Source organism: Olsenella uli (assembly GCF_901212655.1).
GTDB lineage: Bacteria > Actinomycetota > Coriobacteriia > Coriobacteriales > Atopobiaceae > Parolsenella > Parolsenella uli_A.
The window spans coordinates 14502-39846 of the sequence record NZ_CAAKON010000045.1; the positions used below are offsets into that span (position 1 = coordinate 14502).

Annotated in this window: 20 protein-coding genes; 6 read left to right on the plus strand and 14 right to left on the minus strand. The window is 64.5% G+C overall.

Annotated features, from left to right (window positions below; genetic code table 11):
- Positions 1–254: 254 nt before the first annotated feature.
- The 14 genes from EFAMC2_RS09010 to EFAMC2_RS09080 all read right to left on the minus strand — a co-directional run bounded on the left by EFAMC2_RS09010 (position 255) and on the right by EFAMC2_RS09080 (position 17621).
- Entirely contained in the window at positions 255–1397 is a 1143-nt protein-coding gene (locus EFAMC2_RS09010) for an NADP-dependent malic enzyme (RefSeq protein ID WP_154028769.1), read from the minus strand.
- Between the two features lie 441 nt (positions 1398–1838).
- Complete coding sequence (gene groL / locus EFAMC2_RS09015) at positions 1839–3479, minus strand: chaperonin GroEL (RefSeq protein WP_154028771.1); 1641 nt, start codon at positions 3477–3479, stop codon at positions 1839–1841.
- A 100-nt stretch (positions 3480–3579) separates the two neighbouring features.
- Positions 3580–3870, minus strand: a complete 291-nt coding sequence (gene groES, locus EFAMC2_RS09020; protein WP_154028773.1) for a co-chaperone GroES — start codon at positions 3868–3870, stop codon at positions 3580–3582.
- 353 nt (positions 3871–4223) lie between these two features.
- Positions 4224–6332, minus strand: coding sequence for an NAD(+) synthase (locus EFAMC2_RS09030; RefSeq protein ID WP_261980232.1), 2109 nt, complete (start codon positions 6330–6332; stop codon positions 4224–4226).
- 42 nt (positions 6333–6374) lie between these two features.
- The gene (gene tsaD, locus EFAMC2_RS09035) at positions 6375–8783 is read right to left on the minus strand and encodes a tRNA (adenosine(37)-N6)-threonylcarbamoyltransferase complex transferase subunit TsaD (protein WP_154028775.1); all 2409 of its coding nucleotides are present in this window, start codon (positions 8781–8783) and stop codon (positions 6375–6377) included.
- A 77-nt stretch (positions 8784–8860) separates the two neighbouring features.
- Complete coding sequence (gene tsaE / locus EFAMC2_RS09040; protein ID WP_154028777.1) at positions 8861–9358, minus strand: tRNA (adenosine(37)-N6)-threonylcarbamoyltransferase complex ATPase subunit type 1 TsaE; 498 nt, start codon at positions 9356–9358, stop codon at positions 8861–8863.
- Positions 9355–10080: a uracil-DNA glycosylase gene (locus tag EFAMC2_RS09045; protein ID WP_154028779.1), complete on the minus strand. Its 726-nt coding sequence runs from the start codon at positions 10078–10080 to the stop codon at positions 9355–9357. The genes tsaE and EFAMC2_RS09045 overlap by 4 nt, the downstream gene beginning before the upstream one ends.
- 9 nt (positions 10081–10089) lie before the next feature.
- Complete coding sequence (gene alr / locus EFAMC2_RS09050) at positions 10090–11250, minus strand: alanine racemase (protein WP_154028781.1); 1161 nt, start codon at positions 11248–11250, stop codon at positions 10090–10092.
- A 38-nt stretch (positions 11251–11288) separates the two neighbouring features.
- Positions 11289–12923 carry an NAD(P)H-hydrate epimerase gene (locus tag EFAMC2_RS09055; protein ID WP_154028783.1) on the minus strand — a complete coding sequence of 545 codons (1635 nt, stop codon included), beginning with the start codon at positions 12921–12923 and terminating at the stop codon, positions 11289–11291.
- Positions 12924–12929: 6 nt separating this feature from the next.
- The gene (acpS, locus tag EFAMC2_RS09060; protein WP_154028785.1) at positions 12930–13421 is read right to left on the minus strand and encodes a holo-ACP synthase; all 492 of its coding nucleotides are present in this window, start codon (positions 13419–13421) and stop codon (positions 12930–12932) included.
- A gap of 2 nt (positions 13422–13423) precedes the next feature.
- Positions 13424–15268, minus strand: coding sequence for a glutamine--fructose-6-phosphate transaminase (isomerizing) (glmS, locus tag EFAMC2_RS09065; RefSeq protein ID WP_154028787.1), 1845 nt, complete (start codon positions 15266–15268; stop codon positions 13424–13426).
- A gap of 338 nt (positions 15269–15606) precedes the next feature.
- Positions 15607–16002 (minus strand): 30S ribosomal protein S9, encoded by a 396-nt coding sequence (gene rpsI / locus EFAMC2_RS09070; RefSeq protein WP_154028789.1) that lies wholly within the window; start codon positions 16000–16002, stop codon positions 15607–15609.
- 2 nt (positions 16003–16004) lie between these two features.
- Positions 16005–16442, minus strand: coding sequence for a 50S ribosomal protein L13 (gene rplM, locus EFAMC2_RS09075; RefSeq protein WP_154028791.1), 438 nt, complete (start codon positions 16440–16442; stop codon positions 16005–16007).
- Between the two features lie 279 nt (positions 16443–16721).
- Positions 16722–17621, minus strand: a complete 900-nt coding sequence (locus tag EFAMC2_RS09080) for a patatin family protein (RefSeq protein WP_261980233.1) — start codon at positions 17619–17621, stop codon at positions 16722–16724.
- An 888-nt stretch (positions 17622–18509) separates the two neighbouring features.
- On the opposite strand from EFAMC2_RS09080, the gene EFAMC2_RS09085 reads away from it, so the two are divergent.
- From EFAMC2_RS09085 to EFAMC2_RS09110, 6 genes are all read left to right on the plus strand, one after another.
- Entirely contained in the window at positions 18510–20282 is a 1773-nt protein-coding gene (locus EFAMC2_RS09085; protein ID WP_187325263.1) for a LuxR C-terminal-related transcriptional regulator, read from the plus strand.
- Between the two features lie 662 nt (positions 20283–20944).
- The gene (locus tag EFAMC2_RS09090; RefSeq protein WP_154028795.1) at positions 20945–21601 is read left to right on the plus strand and encodes a hypothetical protein; all 657 of its coding nucleotides are present in this window, start codon (positions 20945–20947) and stop codon (positions 21599–21601) included.
- On the plus strand, positions 21598–22446 hold the full coding sequence (locus EFAMC2_RS09095; protein WP_154028797.1) for a hypothetical protein: 849 nt from the start codon (positions 21598–21600) through the stop codon (positions 22444–22446). The genes EFAMC2_RS09090 and EFAMC2_RS09095 overlap by 4 nt, the downstream gene beginning before the upstream one ends.
- 137 nt (positions 22447–22583) lie before the next feature.
- Positions 22584–23276 carry a hypothetical protein gene (locus tag EFAMC2_RS09100; RefSeq protein ID WP_154028799.1) on the plus strand — a complete coding sequence of 231 codons (693 nt, stop codon included), beginning with the start codon at positions 22584–22586 and terminating at the stop codon, positions 23274–23276.
- A gap of 41 nt (positions 23277–23317) precedes the next feature.
- Positions 23318–24010: an ABC transporter ATP-binding protein gene (locus EFAMC2_RS09105; RefSeq protein WP_154028807.1), complete on the plus strand. Its 693-nt coding sequence runs from the start codon at positions 23318–23320 to the stop codon at positions 24008–24010.
- On the plus strand, positions 24007–24681 hold the full coding sequence (locus EFAMC2_RS09110; RefSeq protein ID WP_154028801.1) for a hypothetical protein: 675 nt from the start codon (positions 24007–24009) through the stop codon (positions 24679–24681). The genes EFAMC2_RS09105 and EFAMC2_RS09110 overlap by 4 nt, the downstream gene beginning before the upstream one ends.
- Positions 24682–25345: the final 664 nt, after the last annotated feature.

Below are 25345 nucleotides of genomic sequence, written 5' to 3' on the forward strand. Positions count from 1 at the left end.
ACACGCGCCTCGCGCCACCTTCCCCGAGCGACGCAAGCTTTTATTGTACCCGCCTTACATAACGAGACGGACGGTGCCGACCGCACTCACGCAGTCGGCACCGTCCGTCATCAATCGTTCAGCACGCCCGACCCTGGCGTATCGCGCAACGAGCGCGTCCTCAACAGCGATTACCAGGCATAAAGCCCGCCACGAGGAGAGTCTGGCCAGCAGGCTATGCAGCACCAAGTGCTCCGCAGCCTCGTCGTAGGTCCCTAGGCAAACTGCGCGACGGCACCCGCAACCGTGGGCACCACGCGGGCGTCCAGCACGTCGGGAAGGATGTGCTCCTCGGAGAGCTCGCCAGCAAGCTCGGCCAGGGCATCCGCCACGGCCAGCTCAATCTGGGGCGTGAGGCGGGAGACGCCAGAGCCCACAAGCCCGCGCCCCATGCCCGGGAACACAAGAATGTTGTTCACCTGGTTGGGATACTTGCTGGAGCCCGTGGCGGTAATGCGGGCGCCGGCGGCCTTCGCCAGGGCAGGCTCAATCTCGGGCACGGGGTTGGCCAGGGCCATGACGATGGAGTCCTTGGCCATGGTTGAGACGTACTCGGCCGGGAGCGCGCCACCTTCGGAGACACCCACGAAGACATCGGCGCCGTCCATGGCTTCGGCAAACGAGCCGGCCTTGACGCTCGGCTTGAGGGAGGCCGCCAGCTCGCGCTGGTACTCGTTGGCCCACTCGGTGTCAGCCGTGATGACGCCCTCGCGGTCCACGAGGGTAATGTCCTTGATGCCGGCCGCGGCAAAGAGCCTGCCCGTGGCCACGCCCGCGGCCCCCACGCCACAAACGACGACACGCAGTCCCTCAAGCCCCTTGTCCACCAGCTTGGCAGCATTCTTGAGGGCCGCGAGCGCCACGATGGCGCTGCCCTCCTGGTCATCGTGATAGACGGGAATCTCAAGGGTCTCGGCCAGGCGGCGCTCAACCTCAAAGCAGCGCGGAGCGGCGATGTCCTCGAGATGAATCATGGCAAAGGAACCGGAGATGCTCTCGATGGTACGAACGAGCTCATCGGTGTCCCATGGATCCACCGTCATGGGGAAGGCGTCCGTGCCGCCGAGGCTCTTGTGCAGCAGCGCCTTAGCCTCCACAACGGGCAGACCGCCCGCGGGGCCAATGTTGCCGAGGACGAGCACCGCGGAACCATCCGTAATGACACCAATGGTGCGGCCGCTCGAGGTGTAGAGGCGCTGGAGCTCGGGGGCCTGGGCAAGTAGCTCCGCCACCTCGGAGACGCCCGGCGTGTACAGGCGCGCCAGGTCTTCCTTGGAACGAATGGGAACCTCCGGCGTGATAGAAAGCACGCCATCGCCCTTTGCGTACATCTCCAGGGTCTCACTACGCTCCGCCATCATCAGATTCCTCACTCGAGCCCGCACAACCGATGGCCCCATCATGCCGCATGAAGACCCCCGAATTGGCTCGCGCTCCCAAACCTGACCACACCCAAAACACTAGCCACAACCTAGGAGTTCTCCACACCCAACCACAAGGTCGAAGCCGTACGCATGGCGGCCATAGACAGCAAGGGCCCCAGCCCCGCGCCCGGCAATCAAACGCAAGGCGGCCGCAACCATCCCCAACAAGGTCGAAGCCGCACGCATGGCGACCCCAGACGGCAAGAGGCCCCAGCCCCGCACCCGGCAATCAAACGCAAGGGGCCCGGCGCGAACCAGGGGGGGGTAAGGGACTTGCGAAGCAAGTGACCTTCCCCGAGGTTCACGCCGGACCGCCGGCGAAATCACCACGGGCGCGAGACCGGGGCCTCGCAGGTAGCTAAGCCTCTATCGGACTTAGTACATTCCGCCACCCTGGCCGCCCTGGGCAGCCGCCGCGGAGATGGCCTCCTCGATGGTGGTGTCCTTGGGCTCGTCGGTGACCGTGGCCTCGGTGATGAGGATCAGAGAGGCAACGGAAGCGGCGTTCTGGAGCGTGGTGCGGGTGACCTTGACCGGGTCGAGCACGCCCATCTCGATCATGTTGCCCCACTCGCCGTTGGCGGAGTTCAGGCCCTCGCCGGCAGGCAGGCCCTTGATCTTCTCGACCACGACGGAGCCCTCATAGCCAGCGTTCTCGGCAATCTTCTTGACCGGGGCAACGAGCGCCTTGCGGACGATCTCGACGCCGATCTTCTCCTCGTCGGTGGCCTCAACCTTGTCGAGCACCGGCAGGGCCTCCAGGAAGGCCACGCCGCCGCCGGCGACGATGCCCTCCTCAACAGCCGCGCGGGTGGCCTGCAGGGCGTCCTCGATGCGGTGCTTGATCTCCTTGAGCTCGACCTCGGTGGCAGCGCCAACCTTGATGACAGCCACGCCGCCGGCCAGCTTGGCAAGACGCTCCTGGAGCTTCTCACGGTCGAAGTCGGAGTCGGTGTGCTCAATCTCGCCCTTGATCTGGGCAACACGCTCGTCGATGGCCTCCTTGGAGCCGGCACCGGAGACGATGGTGGTGTTGTCCTTGGTGATCTTCACACTCTTGGCGCGGCCGAGCATCTCGGCGGTGGTGTCGGAGAGCTTGATGCCAAGCTCCTCCATGGCAACCTGGCCACCGGTGAGGACGGCGATGTCCTCAAGCATGCGCTTACGACGATCACCATAGCCAGGGGCCTTCACGGCGGCAATCTTCAGCGTGCCACGGAGCTTGTTGAGAATCAGGGTAGCCAGGGCCTCGCCTTCGACGTCCTCGGCGATGATGAGCAGCGAGGAGCCAGACTTCTGAACGGCCTCGAGCACCGGCAGGATGTCCTGGATGTTGGAGACCTTCTGGTCGGTCATGAGGATGTAGGGGTTGTCGAGCTCGGCAACCATGGCGGAGTTGTCCGTGGCGAAGTACGGGGAGATGTAGCCCTTGTCGAACTGCATGCCCTCGACCGTGTCGACGGAGATGCCGAAGTTGGTCTTGTCCTCGTCGACGGTGATGACGCCGTCCTTGCCAACGACCTCCATGGCGTCGGAGATCTTCTGGCCAACCTGCGGATCAGAGGCGGAGATGGTGCCAACGGAGGCAATCTGCTCCTTGGTGTCGACGGTCTTGGCGACGGCCTTCATGGAGTCGACGACGGCGCTGACGGCCTTGTCGACGCCACGACGGATAGCCAGAGGGTCGGCGCCAGCGGCAACATTGCGCAGGCCCTCGTTCACGATAACCTGAGCGAGCAGCGTGGCGGTGGTGGTGCCGTCACCCACGGTGTCGTTGGTCTTGGTGGCGACCTCCTTCACCAGCTGGGCACCCATGTTCTCGACCTTGTCCTTGAGCTCGATCTCCTTGGCAACGGAGACGCCATCGTTGGTGATGGTGGGTGCGCCGTAGGAGCGCTCGAGGGCAACGTAGCGGCCCTTGGGGCCCATGGTGGCGGTGACGGCGTCGGCCAGGGTGTTGACGCCCTTGGCAATCTTGGCGCGAGCGTCGGTGCCGAACGAAATGTTCTTAGCCATTGGGTTGGCTTCCTTTCATGCTGTGCGCGCGGGCGGCCGAGTCAGAGTCACGCCGCGCGACGACTAATTCAAAGAAACGCGGGCAGAGCCCGCAGGGTCACTAGGCCTCGATGACGGCGTAGATGTCATCGGCGCGGAGCAGCAGGTAATCCTCGCCGTCGAGCTTGACCTCATTGCCGCCAAACTTGCCGTAGTAGACCTCGTCGCCCACCTTGACATCCGGAACGATGCGCTCGCCCTTGTCGTTGAGCTTGCCAGCGCCAACGGCGATGACCTCGCCCTTCTGCGGCTTCTCCTGGGCACCACTGGAGATGTAGAGACCGGTAGCGGTCTTCTCCTCCTTGGGAGCGGGCTTAACGAGAACGCGGTCTCCAAGCGGCTTAAGCGTCATATCGATGAACCTCCTTCTCGGGCGCCCCGTGCGGGTCCTTGCGGTGAATCGCACGCGAGCGCGACTGACGCGGGCTCAACGCCGCGCGCCATCTGCTAACGCTTGGAATAGTACCCAGCGCTCCGCGATATAACAACGGGAAATGAAAAAATCTTCTGTCTTCACGCTTAGATTTTGTGATGCCCCAAAGAGCAGGGGATATGAGTCCCCTACCTGCGCACCCTCTGCGGCACGGGACGCACAGGCTTCTCCGCCGCCGTGTCCCCGCCCATCACCGAAAGCACGCCCCAAAGAAACACCCATAAGAAGGGCGGGTTATTAGGCGGCCCCGCCGCGGCCACAACCCTGCTTGGCTACCCCGCCAACCCGTCGAGCTCCTTTTGCCAGAGCGCGCACACGGCGTCGCTTGGCATGCGTAGGTCGCCGCGCGGGCTCACGGCCACGGTGCCCACCTTGGGCCCGTCCGGCAGGCAGCTGCGCTTGAACTGCTGCGAGAAGAAGCGCCAGTAGAACTTCCGGAGCCACTTCATGATGGTCTCGGCGTCATAGGTGCCAACCTGCGTGCCGTCGGGAGCGTGCTGGGTGGCATCGGCGGATTCCGAGCCCGCCGCAGCGGCATCCCCGCTCGCCTGCTCGCCCTTGCCGCTCGTCTGCTCGCCCCCGCATCCGGCCACAGCGTCCGAATACCTCCCGCCAAACGCCACGAGCGCGAGGCGATAGACCTTCGCCGGCCCAAAGCCACAGCGCAGCACGTTGTAGAGGAAGAAGTCGTGCAGCTCGTACGGTCCCACGAGGTCCTCTGTCTTTTGCGCGATTTTGCCATCATCAGTCGCCGGCAGCAGCTCGGGCGAGACGGGCGTGTCGAGCACGTCGAGGAGCACGCGCCGCAGGGCATCGTCGCTGCCGTCTGCCACGCAACGAACGAGATGCCGCACGAGCGTCTTGGGCACGCCCGCGTTCACGCCGTACATGCTCATATGATCTGCGTTGTAGGTGGCCCAGCCCAGCGCCAGCTCGGACAAGTCGCCCGTGCCAACCACGAGACCGCCCTCCTGGTTGGCCACGTCCATGAGAATCTGCGTACGCTCGCGAGCCTGGGCGTTCTCGTAGGTCACGGAGCGATCCGCCTCGTCATGGCCAATGTCGGCAAAGTGCTGGCGCACCGCCGCAGCGATGGAAATCTCCCGCAGCTCGCAGCCAAGCGCCTCGCTCATGGCGAGCGCGTTGCCGTGCGTGCGGTCCGTCGTGCCAAATCCCGGCATCGTGATGGCAAGGATGCCCTTGCGAGAAAGCCCCAGCAGATCAAAGGCGCGCGCGGCAACGAGCAGCGCAAGCGTGGAGTCCAAGCCGCCCGACACGCCAATCGCCGCGCACTTGGAATGCGTGTGGGCGAGGCGCTTGGCAAGGCCGTGGGCCTGGATGGCAAGGATCTGCCGACAGCGCTCGTCGCGGCGGCGTGGGTCGCCGGGAACGAAGGGATGCGGGTCGACAAACCTGCCCGCAAGAGAGGTCTCGGCCACGCCGAGGTCAAAGTTGACAACCGCAAAGCCCTCCGCGGCAGGGTCCACGGAAAACGTGGACATGCGCCGGCGCTCCTCCGCGAGCAGTTGGAAGTCGACGACGGCACTGGCGCCAATCGCCCGACATGCGCCGTCCTCCGCAAGCGAGCCCCGCACAAGCGCCTCGTCTTCGAGCGGCTGCGCCTGGTCGAGCACACGGCCGTTCTCGCACACAAGATCGTGCCCACCAAACACGAGGTCCTGCGAGCTCTCGCCCCAGCCGGCACTCGCGTAGGCATAGGCGCAGACGAGCCGGGCGCTCGTGGAGCTCACGAGGCTCCGACGGTAATCCCCCTTGCCCACGAGCTCGTTGGACGCAGAGAGGTTGCAGACGAGCGTCGCGCCCGCCTGGGCGAGGGCCGTCGAGGGCGGGTTGGGCACCCACAGGTCCTCGCAGACCTCGACACCCACCACAAGCTGCGGCATCGTGGCGCAGCGGAACAGCTGGCGCGCGCCAAAGGGCACCTCCTGCCCGGCAAAGCTCGCGTACGTCACGGCCTCGGGACCGGCGCAGAAGTGCCGGCCCTCATAGAACTCGTTGTACGTTGGGATGTTGCGCTTGGGCACGAGACCGAGGATGCGACCCCGGCACACGACAGCGGCGCAGTTGTAGAGCTTGGCGCCCATGCGAACGGGCGCGCCCACGAGCAGAAGGGCGTCGACGTCCACCGTCTCCCGCGCAAAGCGGGCCACGCCCGCCTCGGCGGCGTCGAGCAAGGCATCCTGCCAGAACAGATCCTCGCAGGTATAGGCGGTTACCGCCAGCTCGGGCAGCACGATGACGTGGTCGCCGACCTCCGCGGCGGAGCGAGCCGCCGCAACGAGCTGGTCGACGTTGTGGTCGACGTCCGCCACGCGCACCGCCGTTGTCCATGCGCCAACCCGTACGAATCCATCCCGCATGACAGTCCCCTTGCTCGCGCAGCTCTCGTATTGCTAGCCAGTCTACAGGCTCATGTTCGGGTCTGCGTCCATGCGTGCGCCTGCCAGCTCCCCACGGTCGAACTTGCGCTTGGCAACGAGGGCGATCATGGCCGCGTTGTCCGTGCAGGCCGAGAGGGGCGGCACCGTCACACGCACGCCCATGCGGCCGAACTTGCGCTTGTACGCCTCTCGAAGCTGCGGGTTTGCCGCCACGCCGCCACCAACGCAGAAGTCCTTGGCGCCCGTCTGCTCAACGGCTTCCACGGCCTTTGCCACCTGCACGTCAATGACGGCAGCCTCGAAGCTCGCCGCGAGGTCGGGCAGGTTGATGGGACGGCCCGCACGGTTCTCGTTGTTGATGTAGGTGATCACGCTCGTCTTAAGGCCCGAGAGCGAGAAGCTGTAGTCACCGGAGTGCAGCATCGCGCGCGGGAAGTGGATGGCCTTGCGGTTGCCGCGCGCCGCGAGCTTGCTGATGACGGGGCCGCCGGGGTAGCCTAGGCCCAAGGCCTTGGCCACCTTGTCGAAGGCCTCCCCCACCGCATCGTCGATGGTCTCGCCCAGTACCTCGTAGCTGCCCCAGTCACGCACATGCACGAGCATGGTGTGCCCGCCAGAGACGAGGCTCGCCACAAAGGGCGGCTTGAGGTCCGGCGTCTCGAAGAGGTTGGCGAAGAGGTGCCCCTCAAGATGATTGACGCCAATGAGTGGCAGGTTGGCGCCGGCGGCGAGGCCCTTGGCGAAGGCGATGCCCACCACGAGCGCACCAACGAGGCCGGGGCCCTGCGTCACACCCACGGCCGCCAGGTCCGCCGGCACGAGCGTGTCCACGCCAAAGCGCGCGCCCGCCTGCGCCATGGCCTCCTCGTAGACGCCCACCACGGCCTCGGTGTGCTTGCGGCTTGCGATCTCGGGCACCACGCCGCCAAAGCGGGCGTGGAAGTCGATCTGGGTGGCAACGACGTTCGCAATGACCCCGCCGGCTCCGTCGATGATGGCCATGGCCGTCTCGTCGCAGCTGCTTTCGATGGCGAGGATGAGCGGACCCGCGGCCGCAATCGCAGATGACGCCTCCTCCGGCCGAGGTGCCACCCGGATGGGCCAGGGACGCACGGAGGCATGGGGGTCCGGCGTGTCGTGACGGCTCGGCGTCACGAGCGGCAGCCGCGCCTCCATGATGAGGGCATCGTGCCCTTGCCCATAGTAGTTGGGGCGACGGCCAACCTCGTGGTAGCCAAGCTTGGCATAGAGGTTCTGAGCGGGGGCATTGTCGGCGTCCACCTCAAGCGAGGAGGTGATGGCGCCCAGCATCTGACCGTCATAGGTCACGCGCGCCAGCAGGCGGCCCGCGATGCCCTCGCGGCGGCGCCCCTCGGCCACCGCCACGTTGGAGACCTGCACCTCGCCGCCGGCAAAGACGCCGCCGGCATAGCCAATGAGCTCGCCCTCGTCATGCGCGACCCACCAGATGTGACCAGGCTCCGCGAGATCGTCGGAGAAGAGGCGTTCGCTCCAGGGCGTGTGGTGCGTGGGCGCGAAGACCTCAGACTCAAGCGCCGCCGCCGCGGCAACGTCGTTCACGCTCATGGGACGAAGCTGCAGATGACGGTCTGCGAGCGCATCGTCGCAGCCGGTCACGGCAACCGTCTCAGGCTCCTTGAGGCCCAGGCGCTTGGCCTCGTTCTCCTCGGCGTCCGAAAGACGGGTATAGACGGGCAGCACGAGCGCCGGGTCTCCAGGCTGGACGTCGGAGCCGACGGCGGCGAGCTCGGCAGCATGGGCACGCAGCAGGCCCTCGCCCTTCGGGTGCCAGACGTCCTCGTCCGCGAAGCGCGCAAAGCCCGCCGCCTCAAACTGGGACCGGTACTTCTTGAGACCGTCGCCCGCGAGCGTAATGTCGGCGGCATCGGAGCGCCCCGCCCATGCGGCAACCGCCTCGGGCACCTTGGAAACCGTCTCCACCTCAAACAGGCGCTCGGGCCCGGCCTCGCCCACGCGATAGAGGCCCGGATAGACCTCGCGCCGCATGGCATCGTCCACCACGCCCACCAGGCCGCGAACGCCGGCGTGCCAGGCGCCCCAGGCAACCGCGTCGAGCGTGGAGGCACCAAAGAGCGGGCGCTCGAGCCCGCAGGCCAGGCCCTTGGCCGTGGCGATGCCGATGCGCACGCCCGTGAACGAACCGGGCCCGCGTCCCACAAGCACCGCGTCCACGTCGGCCATGGAGCGGCCGGCCCTCGCCAGCACCTCGGCGCAGACGCTCACCAGCTCCTCGTTGGCATGGCGACGGCACAGGCGGTCGCCCGCCGCCAGCACCTGTACGTCCGCGGCCGCCTGGCCGGGCGCGAGCTCCGCCAAGGCGCACGCAAGCATGTCAGTAGAGGTATCAATCGCAAGCACGAGCCGCGGCTTGCCGAGAGCGTCAGCCATCAATGTCCCTTCGCCTTGATTCAACGAGAGACAGTCTAACGCGACGCATGCCCCGGGCCCGTCAGAGGCCCAAGCCCCTAGAGCAACGCGCGTACCGCCGCCACAAACTCATCACCACGGGCATCGTGCGACACGAGCTCAATGTGACGGCGCGGCTCGCCGCCGACCTCGGCGGACTCGCCCTCGAGCCGCGTGACAAACACGTCCACACGCTCGTCGCCCAGCTCGTCCGCAAACTGCTCGCCCCACTCGAAGACGCAGGCGCCGTCGCCGCCCAGAACGTCCCAGACACCGGCGTCACCAAGCTCCTCCGAGTCGTGCAGGCGATAGAGGTCGAAGTGGTAGAGCGGTATGCGCCCGCCCTCGTGCACCGCCTCGAGCGCGAACGTGGGGCTCGTGACCTCGTCCGTTATGCCAAGGGCGCGGGCAATGCCCTTGGTAAGCTGCGTCTTGCCGGCACCAAGGTCGCCCGTGAGCACCAGCACGTCTCCCGCCTCGAGGGCGGCACCCAGAAGCTCGCCAAACGCCTGTGTCTGCTCGGCAGATGCCGAGGTGAGCTCAAGCCTATCGCTCATCGAGCACCGTCTCCCCTCACGGCCGCCGCCTCGCTGCCGACACCGTACTCCTCGGGCAGGCCCGCCCCTCGCGGCGCCTTGCGACCAGCGGCCTCCTCGGCGGAAACCACGCCGGCCGTCGCCACCGGGTGCTCGTTCAGCCACGCGCCAACCCGGCGCAGGTCTTCCTCCAGCAGCGGTTGCCAGTCAGAGTGATAGATGCAGGCCGCCGGGTGGAACGTCGGCGCCACCACGAAGTGGCCCGTCTGGTAGAGCTTGCCACGCAGCGTCATGATGCCGCGGTCGGTCTTCAACACCCACTGCGAGGCAAAGTTGCCGAGACACACAATCACGTCTGGCCAAATCGAGCGAATCTGCTCGCGCAGGAACGGCGAGCAGGCCTCAATCTCGGCGGGCTTGGGGTTGCGATTGCTGGGCGGGCGGCACTTCACCACGTTGGCGATGTAGATCACGTCACGCGTGAGGCCCGCGAGCGACAGCAGCGAGTCCAGCTTGTGGCCCGCCGCGCCCACGAAGGGCTCGCCCTTGAGGTCCTCGTTGCGGCCGGGACCCTCACCCACGAACATCACGCGCGCGTGCGGGTTGCCCGTGCCAAACACGATGTTCGTGCGCGTCTGGCCAAGCTCGCAGCGCTGGCAGTTGCCCATGAGGTTCTGAATTTCCTCGAGCATCACCTCACGGGGCCGCGGATGCTCGTGGCCGGGAATCTGGAGCACAGGCATGTGCCTCCCCTACACGTAGATCTTGTCGAGGCGCATACCAAAGTTGCAGGTGACCTCGTAGTTGATGGTGCCGCGCAGCCCGGCCATCTCCTCGGCGGTGATGCGCTCGTTGCCGTCTGCTCCCAACACGGTCACGAGGTCGCCATAGTGCACCTCGCTCATGGGGCGCACGGCCCGACGCGTGTTCACGTCCACCGCAAACATGCACTGGTCCATGCAGATGTGGCCCACCTGCGGGCAGCGCGTACCGTGTGCCAGCACGTCCATCTTGTCCGAGAGCGTGCGGGAGAGGCCGTCCGCGTAGCCCACCGGAATGGTGCAGATCTGCGTGCTCTGGCGTGCCACGGTGTAGGTCTGGCCATAGCTCACGCCAGTCCCCGCCTCGGGATAGATGGCGCGCGTCACACGGGCGCGCACGCTCATGACCGGCTCAAGCGAGATGTGCGGGCGGGTGGAGTCTGCGGGCTGCATGCCGTAGAGTCCCACGCCAACACGGCACATGTCCAGGTGTGTGTCTGGGTAGAGCACCGTGGCTGGCGTGTTGTCGCAGTGCACGAGGCCACAGTCGATACCTGCGCCCTTCATGGCAGAGACGGCCTCGGTAAAGCGCCGATACTGCAGGGCGAAGGTCCAGTCGCCGGGCACGTCGGCCGTGGCAAAGTGGGTGAACGTGCCTGCGCACTGCAGGCCCCGGTGGAAGTCGATGCCGCGGCGGAACTCCACGGCGTCCTTCCAGCTCACGCCGATGCGCGTCATGCCCGTCTCAAGCGCTAGGTGATACTTGCCCACCTTGCCAAAGGCGGCGGCGCACTCGCCATAGGCCAGCGCAAACTCCTGCGTGTACACCGAGGGCATGAGGTCGTACTTCACGAGCGTCTGCACGCACTCCATGGGCGGCTCAGAGAGAATGAGGACGGGCCACTGGAACCCCGCCTCGCGAAGCTCGACGCCCTCCTCGACGGTGGCGACGGCAAACTGGTCCGCCCCTGCCGCGCGCATGACCTTGGCGCACTGCACCGCACCATGACCATAGGCGTCCGCCTTGACCACGGCCATCATGCGAACGCCTGGCTCGAGCAAGTCCTTGAAGGCTCGCGTGTTTCGACGAAGCGCCCCCTTGTCGATCTCGACCCAAGCCCAGCGCGTGTCCGGACACCTAACCTGACCCATTGGCGATACGCCCCCGTGAACTATCCCCTGTTAAACCGCTAGTTTGCGGTACCCTCCCCGGGTTCCGCCGCCTCGTCTCCGGTAAACGCCGCATGGTCTTCCATCGCGTCGCTCGCAAGGCCGATGGCATCGATTATATCGGCTGCCATAACGCCCCTCGAGCCGAAGCGCTCCTGCGCGATGGAGCCGGCGTAGCCATGAATCTCGCAGGCGAGCGCCGTGAGCGTCGGCAGCGACTCCGTGCTCTGGCAATGCGTGAGCTGAGCCGCCATGATGCCGGAGAGCACGTCGCCGGAGCCGGCCGTTGCCAGGGCCGCCGGGCCCGGCTTGGGCAGCAGGGCAATCTCCACGCCCACGCAGGCCGTGGCAGAGCCCTTGGCAACCACCGCGAGCTCGCTGCCGCCGTCGGCCCACACGATGCGGCGTGCCGCCTCGAGCGCCGAGGTGAGCGAGTCGGGCGGGGTGTCAGTGAGCCCCACGAGCCTGCCAAGCTCGCGGCGGTGCGGCGTAAGCACGAGCGGCTTGTGGCGACGGAGCAGCTCGGGAAAGTCGTCGAGCCTGCCTGTGGTGAGACGGGCAAGGCAGTTGAGGCCGTCGGCGTCGATCACGAGGGGCACGTCGGCCTCCAGAAGCGAGGAGACCACGCCCACCGTACCGCCCGTCACGCACATGCCGGGGCCCACGAGCGTGGCGGAGCGCTTCTGGGCCATCTCGGCCACGCGCCCGCGCGCGGAGTTGGAGAAGGTGCCGTCGGGCTCGGAGGGCAGGCCCACCACGGGAATCTCAAGCAGGTGCAGGCGGCAGAGGTTCGCGATGGCGTCCGGCACGGCAAGCGTCACGTAGCCGGCGCCGGCGCGGGCGGCCGCCTTCGCCGCCATAATTGCCGCGCCCGGGAAGCGCGAGGAGCCGCCCACCACGAGCACGCTGCCGCGCGTGTACTTGTCAACCGAGTTGCTGGGAGGCGCGAGGACGTCGAGGTAGTCGTTGGCCTCGCAGCGCCAGGCCACCGGGTCGGCCTCGTAGACGAGGCGCGCCGTCTGCTCGGCGAGGGGCGCCACCACGATCGAGCCGCACACGTCACGGCCGTCGTCGGAGAGCAGGCCCGGCTTGAGGGCGATCATCGTGATGGTGACGTCGGCCACCACCACCGCTCCCGGCGCGTGGCCGGTCTGGGCGGAGAGGCCGCTCGGCACGTCCACGGCCACCACGCGAGCGCCGGATGCGTTCAGGGCGTCAATCCAGATGGAGAAGGGTGCCGTGGGCGAGTCGTGGAAGCCCGTGCCCAGCATGGCGTCAATCACCACGTCAACATTGGTGAGCACCTGCTCCAACTCGTCGCGCGAGGGACCGGCCACGAACTCCACGCCCGCCGTCACCGCGGCCTTGGCCACCACGGGCGCAAGGTCGCCGCGCAGCTCGTCCGGCGGCACCGGCGTAACGACGCGCACCTGCACGCCCTGGGCGAGCAGGTCCTCGGCGGCAACCCAGCCGTCTCCGCCGTTATTGCCAAAACCGCAGAGCACCACCACGCGCGAGCCGGAGCCCAGAAGGCGGCGGGCCTCCTGCGCGGTGGCGCCGCCGGCACGATGCATGAGCTCGGAGACGCTCACGCCCTCGTCGGCGAGGCGCTGCTCAACGGCACGGATGTCCTCGATGTTCAACACAGGCTGCATGCCCGCTCACTTCCTATCCCGGACGCGCTCGAGCTCGTCGATGACCGAGCGCGCCTCCCGAAACGACTCTGCCAGCTCGCGACGGGGGTCGCGAACCTCCTCAAGCTTGGGTGCCGTCTGGGCCGTGGTGGCCACGGCGTTCGCCACCGCCATCTCGCGCGTGAACGAGAGGGAGATGGCCACGTCCAGCACGCCCTGCTCGGCCGCAATCTCGGCAGCCCTGCCCGCGAGCCGCGCACGAGGGCGGCCCGTGGCATCCTGCGTCACCGAGACGTCGTCGAAGCGCACGCCACGGGAGAAGCCGCAACCCAGCGCCTTGAGCACCGCCTCGCGCGCGGCAAACCTGCAGGCGTAGTGCGCCGCAGGCCGAGCCGCGCCATCGCAGTACGTGCGCTCCTCCTCCGTGAACACGCGCCTCGCAAAGCTTGGCGTGCGCTCAAGTATGCGCTCCATCCGCGCAATCTCAACGATGTCGACCCCAACACCCGCAAGTGCCATGGCTACTCCACCGTCACGGACTTGGCGAGGTTGCGGGGCTTGTCCACGTCGCAGCCGCGGGCCAGCGCCACATAGCGCGCCAGCACCTGCAAATGAAGGACGGCCACCATCGGCACGATGTTCTCCGGGCAGTCCGGAATCCAGAGCACGCGCTCGACGAGTGCCGCCACGTCCTCGTCGCCATCCGTTGCCACCGCGATGCAGGTGGCGCCACGGGCGATGACCTCCTGGATGTTGGAGACCGTCTTGTCATGCACGGAGTCGCGCGGAACGATGGCAACCACCGGGAAGCCGGGCTCGAGCAGGGCGATGGGACCGTGCTTCATCTCGCCGGCGGCATACGCCTCGGCGTGGAGGTAGCTGACCTCCTTGAGCTTGAGGGCACCCTCCGAGGCCGTGGCCGAGTTGACGCCGCGGCCAATGAAGAGCGCCGATGACGCATTCACGAACTCGTGGGCGGCAGCCTTGTCCTGCCAGTTGCGGTCGAGCACCACGCGCATCAGGTCTGGCACGCGTGCGAGCTCGCGGAAGCGGCGCGCCACCTCGCCATCGGCCATGTTGCCGTTCTTCTGCGCAAGCAGCAGCGCCAGGAACGAGGCGGCCACCATCTGCGCCGTGTAAGCCTTCGTGGAGCACACGGAGACCTCGGGGCCAGCCTGGATGTAAAGCACGCCATCGCTCTCACGGGCGGCAGTGGAGCCAATCACGTTGGTGATGGCGAAGACCTTGGCGCCAGCGGCACGCATCTTGCGGGCGGCCGCCAGGGTGTCCGCCGTCTCGCCGGACTGGGTGATGATCACGCACAGCGTGTGCTCCGTGGTGAGGACGTTCTCGTAAATGAACTCGCTCGCGGCTTCGGCCACCACCGGAATGCGCGCCCAGCTCTCGATGAAGCGGCGCGCGAGCAGGCCCACGTGCAGGCTCGTTCCGCACGCCACGATATAGATGCGGTCGATGGCGGCAACCTCGCCATCTGTGAGGGACAGCTCGTCCAGCTGGATCTGGCCGTCCTTGAGGCGGCCCTTGAGCAGGCGTTCGATGGCGGCGGGCTGCTCGGCAATCTCCTTGGCCATGAAGTCCTCATAGCCGCCGAGGGTGGCGGCAGAGGCGTCCCAGTCAATGTCGAGCGTGTCGGGATCGGCAACAACCGCGCCGCTCGCGTCATAGACGGCGATGTCGCCGGAGGGCTGCATGAGGGCCAACTGGTCGTCGTCCAGCTGAATCACGTGCGAGGTGATGCCCGCAAGCGCCGTGATGTCGCTCGCGGCATAGGCACCGCCGCGCGTGGAGGCAAGCACCAGGGGCGAGCCCTTGCGCGCGCAGGCCACAAGGCCGGGGGCGTCCGCCGAGATGGCGGCAATGGCCCAGGACCCGCGGAGCTGCTCGGTGGCCATGCACAGAGCGGCGAGGATGTCCCCGTCCCCGCGCTCGGCCAGCGCCTCCTCAACGAGGTGGGCGATGACCTCGGAGTCCGTCTCGCTCGCGAACTCGTGGCCGCGGGCCTGCAGCTCCTCGCGCAGCTGACGGAAGTTCTCCAGGATGCCATTGTGGACGATGGCCACGCGGCCCGAGCAGTCCAGGTGCGGGTGCGCGTTGCGGTCCGTGGGGGCGCCGTGCGTGGCCCAGCGCGTGTGGGCAATGCCGCAGGTGGAGCGAAGGTCGCCCTGGGCGCACTTCTCGACGAGCTTGGCCACGCGACCGGCGCACTTCACGCCGCGCAGGCCACCGTCATCGCCCAGGACCTCGACGCCGGCGGAATCGTATCCGCGATACTCAAGCGTCTTGAGGCCGTCGAGCAGAAAGGGCGCGGCCTGGGATCTACCCGTGTAGGCAACGATTCCGCACAAGTTGGTCTCCTGTCGTAGGCGGAGACAAGCGACGCGAGCCAGACCAGCCAGCCCGCCAAGCAGCTTGAGACCGCTCCTGCCAAACAAACGGACTTCTCATTCTACCAGCCGAGACAGCCCGTACCATCCCCATGCCTGACCCTCCACCAAACAGGCCTGCCGCCGCAGGCGCCACCCCGCAAGCCCCCCTCCAGAAGCATCGGCCGCGCATGGACCGGCCGTCGCGCAGCGAGGCCCGCACCGCCAAGGAAGCCGCGAGGCACACGCCCAAACAAAGAACCCGCCGGATATCCGACGGGTCCCAAAAGGAAGCGTATGAAGTCGCTTGAGTCTCAGGCTTAGCGCTTGGAGAACTGCGGACGCTTGCGGGCCTTCTTCAGGCCGTACTTCTTGCGCTCGACGGCGCGGGCGTCACGGGTGAGGTAGCCAGCCTTCTTGAGGTCGGCGCGGTAGTCGCCAGCCTCGAGGAGGGCGCGGGCGATGCCCAGACGCAGGGCGCCGGCCTGGCCGGTGATGCCGCCGCCATCGCAGAGGGCGATGACGTCAAAGTGCTCGACCGTGTCGGTCACGCGGAACGGCGCGGTAGCGTCGTCCACGAGCTGCTGGCGGCCAAAGTAGTTCAGGGCGTCACGCTTGTTGACGGTCACCTTGCCGGTGCCGGGAACGAGACGGACGCGGGCGACGGCCTCCTTGCGGCGACCAGTGCCGTAGTAAACAGCGGTGGTATCGGCCATCGTTAGGCCCTCCAATCAACCTGAACGGGGTGCTGGGCAGCGTGCGGGTGCTCGGAACCAGCGTAGACCTTGAGCTTCGTGAACTGCTTGCGGCCCAGAGAAGACTTGGGAAGCATGCCCTTGATGGCGTGCTCGATGACACGCTCGGGGTGCTTCTCCATGGCCTCCTTGAAGCTCTCGAACTTGATGCCGCCAAGCCAACCGCTGTAGCGCCAGTAGCGCTTGTGGTCGGCCTTAACGCCGGTAAGCTGGACCTTATCAGCGTTGATGATGACGACGAAATCACCCGTGTCGGTGTGGGGGGTGTACTGCGGCTTGTTCTTGCCGCGAAGGATCATAGCTGCCTTCGTGGCGAGACGGCCGAGCGTGGCACCCTCAGCATCGATGAGGACCCAATTGCGGGTAACCTCGCCGGGCTTGGCGTACTGAGTCGACTTCATTTGACTCCTCCGTGTGCGTACGAGTTGCTTGTTCTTTTATAGAGATTACGGGGCTCTGCAAAAGAAGCTTTCCTATTGTATGTCGGAGCCATCGAAGCGCAAGCTAAATCTGGCCAAATGTGCGATTTTTGAAGGAAATGTGCACGTTGGCCCGAGGGGCGTCATATTCGTGCCGAGCAGGGGGGGGGGCGAGAGCCATCTCTATTCCGTACAAAGAGGCGTCCCTACTGCCCGGTGGCGAGATTGGGCCCTCCAAAGCGCAGACACCAGGAAGCGCCCCTACGCCCCCAGAGAACGAACCGCGTCGAGCGTCTCCGTGGCCTGACGGCGACCCTCCAAGTAGAGACGGAGCAGCCCCTCGCCGTCAGAGCCAGACGTGGAGCCCACCGTCACCGGCTCGCTGGGCGCGATGACAACCACCCTGCCCTCGCGCTCGAGCTCCCAGATGTGCTCGCGCTGGGCGTTGTAGCGCTCGGCACGCGTGCGCAGGGCGTTCAGGTAGTACGGGAAGTCAGAGTAGCGGCGGTCTGCGAGCGGCTGGAGCTCGTTGGCACCGCCCTTTACGTACTCGCGGTGCTGGGTGAGCACCGCGAGCGCCTTGTCGGCGCCCTCGGCAAGCGCGCGCTCCACGGGCACGGAGTCGGCCGTGCCGCCGTCGAGCAGGCGCCTCTCCCCCACCTCCACGATACGGGAGAGCACCGGCAGGGACGCCGAGGCCCGCACCTTGTCGATGTCCTCCGGCAGGCTTCTCACCTCGAGGTAGTCGGGCGTGCCAAACACCACGTCGGTGGCCACCACCATGTAGCGCGAGCGGCGCTTGGCAAAGGTCTCGTAGTCGAAGGGGTCGATGTCGTCCTGGATGGCGTGGTACATGAAGTCGGCCCCAGCGATGTTGCCCGTCGTGGCCAGAGACCACAGGCTCATGAAGCGCCGGTCGTCGCGAAAGGCCAGGCTCTCGCGCATGTAGCGCCCAATCTGGCGCGACAGGTAGCTCGCGGCGTTGATGGCGCCGGCCGAGACGCCCCACACCGTGTCGAAGCCGTAGACGCCGTGCTCCTGCAGCACGTCAAGCACGCCGGCCGTGAACATGCCGCGCATGCCGCCACCCTCGAGCACGAGGTCGACCCCCGTGCGCGGCGCACCCATCACATTGAGGCGAACATCATCCTTCCGTGCCACGGGCGAGCTTTTTGCCGCGCCGCCGAAAAGGCCGCCCCCATTTCCCGCTCCCGTCGCAGACGCGACCTTGTCAATAATGTTGAAGGCCATAAGTCCTCCCTTGAGTGCGCTCTTGTTGCCGCTCTCACACGCCGCCAGCCACACCAACGGAACGCCAATGACGGCATTTTCTTTTTTTCCGTTCTATACCCACGACACCGAGGACACCAACGTTACCGGCTGACCGTGTCGCCGCGCGACGGTCTCGGCCGCTTCACCCATCAAGCTTCATCCGGCATGCTGCCGCCATAGTACTTACTATGAAAAGACCGGTCACGCGAGAGGATGGCGGAGGTCATGCGGAGACGGGAGCTCAAAAAGACGGACGGTCTTTGGATGGCCCTTTGGCTGTCCCTGGTTACGTGGGCCCCTCTTTTTATCGAAAGACAAAGCAATCCCGCCACCTCTGGGATGCGCCTCCTCGCCGCCCCCGGCATCGTACTTGGAGCCTGGCTCCATCAATGCGCCTCAGCCAGCCTGCCGGAAATACTCCGACAACGCCTCATTAGGTCATCCTTCTTCGTTGGAGCCCTGCTCACGCTTTATTCCGTCATTCCCGAGTGGGTCCTCTTCCTCCTTGGCCCACTTGGAGAACGCACGACCTCGTTTTTCGGAAGCAGCACCTACGCGGCATTCCGCGGCGTCCTCGCAGCCACACAAGGCGGAGCGCTCCCGCTCCTTGGAATTTGCCTTGGGTACTGTCTGGCCTCGCACTGCGAACCGCTTCCCAGGGCTCAAGTCCCCACTGCAAGCAGTCCCGTAGCGTACGTCTCTCTTGGCTGCTGCGCCTCGCTGCTTCAGCTTTGGCTTTGTCAACGGGCTGACGGCCAACCATATAGTCCGGGAGTCATGGCGCTCTGCGAGCTTGCGCCAATCGTCCTGGCCGCGTGCCTGTCCTCCCTCGTTGCCGGAGAGCCGACCATCCAAGAGGCAAAATCCGCCCTCTTCCTTGCCCTCGGTTCGTCCATTCCGTGCCTCCTTGCCCGCGTTCTCCCCTACAACCCCACGTGGGCGCCCGCCTTCAAGGCAGCGCTCGTCCTTTCTCTTGCGGGAATTGTCTCCACTCTCTTTCAGAGATTCGCGTCGATGAGAAACGAGCAAGGGGAGCACTTCCCGGCCAGGCAAACCAGCGATGTAGAAGCAAAGCCCCTCACCGCAGAAGAGATATTGGCCACCTACCCTCTCGCCCCACGAGAACTCGAAATCTCAGCTGCCAACGCAGAGGGAGGGACATCGTCCGAAATCGCTCAGCGCTTGGGCATCAAGCCCTCCACCGTCCGCGCGACCATGCAGCGCGCTTATAAGAAGCTTGGTGTGGCAAACAGGGAGGAATTCCTGGCACTCACGGCTCCGGTCGAAACCACCCGGACACCAACTCAACACGGGAACACGACCCCACACGGCGACAGCAAACCCGAAGAACTCCTTGAATCAACGCGGATGCCCCTTGTGCACGGCACCCTCATCCACGCGGAGGCAATCTTCTCCGCACTGTTCCTCCTCGTCGCGCATACGAGCCCTACTCTATGGGGCATGAACCGCCCCCTCGTCTATGGGGTGGCGCTCGGACTGCTGTCGCTGCTCCTTGCCTCCATCGGTTGCAAGGGGGAGGGAGGGCCATCATCTCTCAAGCGCAACGCAACGCTCTTCTCACTCTCGGGGCTTGCGTTCATCGCGATTGCCCATCACTCACTTGCGACCCCTGGAACAGCGAACGACTCCATCGCGTTAGTCGGCTCGGCGCTAGGAACCCATCTTGTCCTTGCCCCGGCGCTCGATGCGGCCTGCGCCCAAACAGAAACAGCCCACGAGCGACAAACCCACAAGACAATCTCATCATCCTGGCCTCTCGTCGTTCTCGCGCTCCCCGCCTTCTTTCTTGGCTTCGCATGGGAAGAGCTGTGCCGTGGGACGATATGGTTCTCACTTTTCACCACAGCAGTTCCCTTCCTCGTCCTCTGCGCCGCCGCATTCCCGTTCTCGCTCTATAAAGAGGGGGAGAGGCTCCGGGCCGCCCTCGTGACAGCCACCATCGCGCTGGCCTTGGTGGCCGACTTCCCAGCCGCACTCTTGGTCTGCGGCGCCCTGGGCATATTCGCGCTTGGCAGACAGGTGGCGAGGGGCCAATCCATCAGCCCGACAGATATCGTCAGCACCGTCGCGTGCTTTGGAATCGGCGCGCTATTCGGAGATTATTTCGGCAACTTCGTTGGCACATACCTCACAGGGAATGACGCCTACACCATCGCGCTTGGCGGAAAGGCAGCCTTTGAGGCAACGTCAACGCTCTTGGCCAGCATCATGGCGGCGGCAGCTGGCCTTGCCGTCCCCCTAGCACTCCGTGCATCCTACGAAGACGAGGCCTTCGCCTCCCTGCCCATCGTCACAAACGAGAGTTTAAGACAGCGAGCCGGCTACGCGTTGCTGAGCCGCGGGCTCAATGAGACTCAGGTGGCGATTGCCCTTGATATCCTGGCCGGCAAGTCCTCGGCCGAGATAGCACGCAGCAGGCACTTTGCGCGAGGGACAATCAACTCTGCCAGAACCACAGTCTACAAGACGCTCGGCATTCACAGCCGTCATGAGCTTGCCCTGCTCTTGCAGCAGGTACATGACGTGTAACCACTCCGCTCTCCAATCTCATATCGCCTGACTACAGACATGGGGTACCTGTTCCCCCAACGTGGCGGTTGCGGGCGCGCCGCGCTGTCCCAACCATGTGCCCCCTTATATGCGCAACACGATCGGAGCATTTTATGAGTATCTCAAGCACCGTTCGCAGAGCCCTCGTCACTGCGGCGCTCGGCCTCTCCCTCGTGGTCTGCCCCACCACGGGGGCACTGGCATCCGAAGCGTCCCCACAAACAAGCAACAACTCTACTTATGATTTTTATCTCGGTTCTCAGGGCGCCACAGACGGCACCTCATGGCGAAGTAAGGACAATGCAACGTCAACCTATATCTGGGTCAAATCCAAGTGGGGCTATTCCCCAAGGCTCTACGTAGACGGAGCAAAAGACACGAATGGATGGAACACGACGAACTGCACCAACGGTGGCTCAGTTCGCGCACCGGGACCCGGCGAATACGAGATTCACAATGGCGTATACGAGCTTGGGTTTAGGTGGGCCCGCATCACCTCATGGGCGGACTATGGATCTGGCGGTCTCGGGGGCGAATGGAGTCCCGACTGCCAGGGCGACTACGCCGACCTGAACTAGCCGATTCGCCTGCTTGCCGGCAGCGCAGCCATCGCGCTGCCGGCGGCACCGGAGGGGGACACCGTGAGAAAAAAGGAGACAGTTGCCGCGGTCTGCATCGTCGCACTCTGCATAGCCGCAGCCTGCGGTTTTTATTTCTATCGGCATATTCAGACCCAGCAACAGACCGACGCCCATAATGCGAAACTCGCCCAAATCACCACCCCAGGACCAGGCGAGGACATACTCATCGACGATACTGAGGACAGGTCCTTCACCGGTAGCCTCTCGATTCGCATACTTGATGCCGTCCTCTATGACGACGCGAACGCTGCAGGCCAGGCAGAGGGCTTCGACCCCAACGCGGTAAGCCAAGGCCTCTTTACCGATCAAATGAAGCGCGACGACCCGTTCAACGTCCTCGTGCTCCACGTGTCCGTCAAGAACATCGACGCTATCCCCGTCGCGAAATCGTCCAAAACAGCAGGGGCCGCCCTCTTCTTCATTGGTGAGCTTGCGAACCCCAGCCCCAGCAACGAGCCCCTGTACCTCGTCGGAGGAGAGCAGGGTCCCGCTACGGGCTACTTCTCTCTCGACCAGGGGTCGGAGAAGACATTTGCAGCGGTATACGGCGTACGCAAGGCAGATGCCGACGCCAACTCGTTCACCATCTCGGACACCGTGGGCCCCACCTACCGTACGAGCCTCACGGCGACGGACAAAAGAGAGGAGAGGCCATGAGCAGCCTCGTCAGGCTCGAGCTGAGAAAGGCACTGGCCAACCGCTGGTTCATCATCTCGCTTGGCCTCGCCCTCACCCTCGCACTTGCCTCAGCCTTCATCTCGGCGGAGGCCGCCCTCTCGTGGGCCGCCCTCAAGGACGGTGGCAGCCAGGAGTATCTCGTTATGTCCACCCAAGGGTCTTACGGTAGGACTCTTCTCGTTGGCACCGACGTTGCCAAAGAGGCCTTCTTTCTTCTCGCTCCCCTCCTCGCACTCACGCCCTACGCCTGGTCGCTCAGGTCGGAGATGGTCAGCGGGTTCCTTGCTCACATGTACACACGGTGCCCGCGCTCGCGCTACCTTGCAGCCAAAGCGACGGCAACGTTCACCACCGGCTTTCTCGTGGCAGCCATACCCCTCATGGTCAATTTCATAGCTCTCTCGTGCCTGCTTCCCGCCTATCAACCAGAGGTGTATGACAACCTCTATCTCGGCGTCAATCCGGAGGACACCTTCGCGAGGCTTTTCTACGAGGCTCCCTTTTGCTACCTGCTGGTAAATGCGCTCGTAGACGGAATCCTCTATGGGACCTGGACCCTCTGCGTCCTTGCCGTCTCGACCCTGGTGGACAACCGCGTATTGCTGCTTGCCGGTTCCTATCTTTTTGTCATCGCGGTTCACGCATTTAGCAAGGTCATCTTTCCCGCCCTAGGTGTAACGGGATTTCGCTTCAGCCTCATTGACCTACCTCAAGGTGCCGGAGATATCGACCGCGATCCCAGAGCGCTTGTCGCGGTCCTTCTCATCCAGCTGATCTTCGGCACCCTGCTCCTAAGGGCGCGCGAAGGGAGCGATGCCCTATGAGGTTCTTACGCTGCGTCCGGGCGGATATGCGCGCCGGCTTTGCCGAAGCTAGGTCACGACTTCTCCTCGTTGCCGTCCTTGGCCTCGCGACAGTCGGGCTTTGGCTCCTCAGCGCACGGGGGTGGGGCTATACGGACATGACCGTCTCCCTCGGGGATACCCTTTCAGCCTGCCTGGGAGGCATCGAGGTCTTTGACCCGAACCGTGACCTCAGATTTCGCCTGCCCTCCCCATGGCTGCTCACGCTCCTGTCGATCAACTACGTGACCGTGACCTATCCCTATCGCGACCTCATGGGGTTTGGCAGGAGCGTACTTATCAGCTCGGGCAACCGATGGGCGTGGTGGGGCTCGAAATGCGTGTGGACTGCCGCCTTCGCAGGCGCAGGCTGCCTGATGCTCGTACTCGTGTGCACGGCCGCCGCCCTGCTCCTAGGAGGGACGCTCGACCTACGGCTTTGCAAGGAGGCAGCAGATTCCATGCGCATCTGGACCGACTCGGGCATGTCCCTCGACCTGCAGCTATTTGTACTCTGCTGGCCCTGCCTGTCCGCAGCGTTCTGCCTGCTGCAGCTGGCCCTCTCCCTCGCCATCAGGCCCGTGCTGAGCTTTGGGGCGACCGCGGCGATGCTTCTCGTCTCGGCCTACTACTTTTCGCCCCTCTTGCCCGGCAACTACCTGATGGTGGCGCGCGTCGACACCGTCATCGCCAACGGCTTGCACCCCACCTCAGGTCTCTTTGTCGCCGCGCTCATCACCGGAGCGAGCATCGTGCTGGGAGGAATCCACTTCTCTCACATGGACTGTCTTGATAAGGAGTATGCGGAATGAACGGAACGGACAAGCGCGGGGCATCCCGCATCCTCCCCTCCATGCAACCCGAGAGCTCTCTCGGAAACGGATGCGCCATCACCGTTACGAAGCTATCGAAGTGCATGCGCGGCACCAGCGTCCTCGACAACATTACGCTCGAAATACCCCCGGGCAGAACGGTTGGCCTCGCGGGGGCAAACGGCTCGGGAAAGACGATGCTGATGCGTGCGCTCCTGGGGCTCATCAAGCCAACCTCTGGCACCGTAGCGCTTGACGGCAAAACCCTATGGAAAGACCTGTCCTTCCCCCCAAGCGTGGGCGTGCTCCTAGAAGGTCCCGCATTTCTTGCGCATCAAACCGGAGTCGAAAACCTCGTCATGCTTGCGTCGGTGCAGGGCAAGATCGACCGCGATGCATGCGAGGAGGCCATTCGAGACGTAGGCCTCAACCCACTCGACCGGCGCCCCTATCGCAAATACTCGTTGGGCATGAAGCAGCGACTCGGTATTGCCGCCGCCATCATGGAACACCCAAGGCTCATCGTTCTCGATGAGCCCACCAACGCCCTCGACGCCTCTGGCATCGAGACGATCAAGGACATTGTTCGCCGGGAGCAGCAACGAGGGGCAACCGTAATCATTGCATGCCATGATGCCAGCACGTTGCGTGAGCTCGCCGACGAGATCTATTACTTGGCCGAGGGCCATATAGATGGCCACGAGACCATCCGAAAAGGGGTTGACTTGCCATGAGACCCGCTTGGCACAAGCGCCTGACACTCACAGCCCTTCTGGCTCTGTTCATTGCCTGCCTTCTTGCGGGAAGGATTTGGTATGCCAACGCGCACGCCCAGACCATTCCTTCAAATACCGCAAAGCTCGGCGATTCCGTGCCACTCGAGGGGGCGTTTGCGGAATACGCCTACGAGAACACAGGCGGCTATCTGGTCAAGGCAACCAAAGCAGAAAGAATGTCCATCAACGAATACATCGATTTATATTCCACAGACCAATCCGTGCTGACCGACTATCTGTCCAATGAGCACTACACAACGGATAGAGACCTCAAGACGCTTATCGTGGTCGACCTGGAGATTCAGAACAACAAGACAGCCGACGATGACCGCGGATACTTAAACTCAATTGGCTGGTCGGTTAAGTCTGCAGCAGCTCCAGAGATATGGATCAGAACGGAATCTACCTTACTCGAGAGCTCAATCCCCCAGGCAGAGGGAGCGTTCCAGCTATCCATCAAGCCGGGAACAACCTACACGGTTCACGTTCCCTTTTCCGGAATTATGCGACACAGTCCCTTCCCAGCTTCTGACTACGACGCGAGCTTCCCGGAACTTGTGCACGGCCAATACTCACTCGTGCTCACAAAGGGAAAAGTTAAAAATGTACTTGACCTAGGCGCGATATAGCAGGCGGTTTGCATGTCCGTCTGCATTACGGCTCCGCCCTGCACAGGGTTCGACCCTCCGCTTCGCACAATCGAGTTGAGGGCGGCGCCGTCCTTCTTGGCCGCGGCGCTTCCCACCGCAGACGCAACCTTGTTGATGATGTCGAGACCCAGCAATCGGCAGCGATGAGCCGCCTTGTTCATCCTGCTCACGTACCCGCAAAGCGCTGCAGTTCCGGAGTCACAAACCATCCGCCAGGCAATAGCGCTCATATGGTAAAGCCCATGTAAGGTTTTCTTCATTTCATCAAGCGATGTGCTTTATCCGATTTAGGGATCCCACGCGCCACAATTTAATACCCCCCTAAGAGGAAGTACAAGATGCGCAAGGCCATCATTGGACTAGTGGCAATCTCGTTCCGTCTTGTGGGGCCGCATGGAAGGGACGACGCTTCACATTCACGCCGATTAGGAGTTGTGAAACATGGGAGCCGCTGAAATACAGATTCTGACTATGTCCGCTCTTGGGGCAACCCTTCCGATTGCCATTATTCTCCTTGGGGTTTGGCTCATTGTCCGCCATTATTCTAAGAAGAACTGATGCCGACGCCCGGCTTTAGCCAGCAAGAATGAGTGACTCGAGCCCATCATAGGAAAGCGGGCCGCGGCTGATGCAGCCGCGGCCC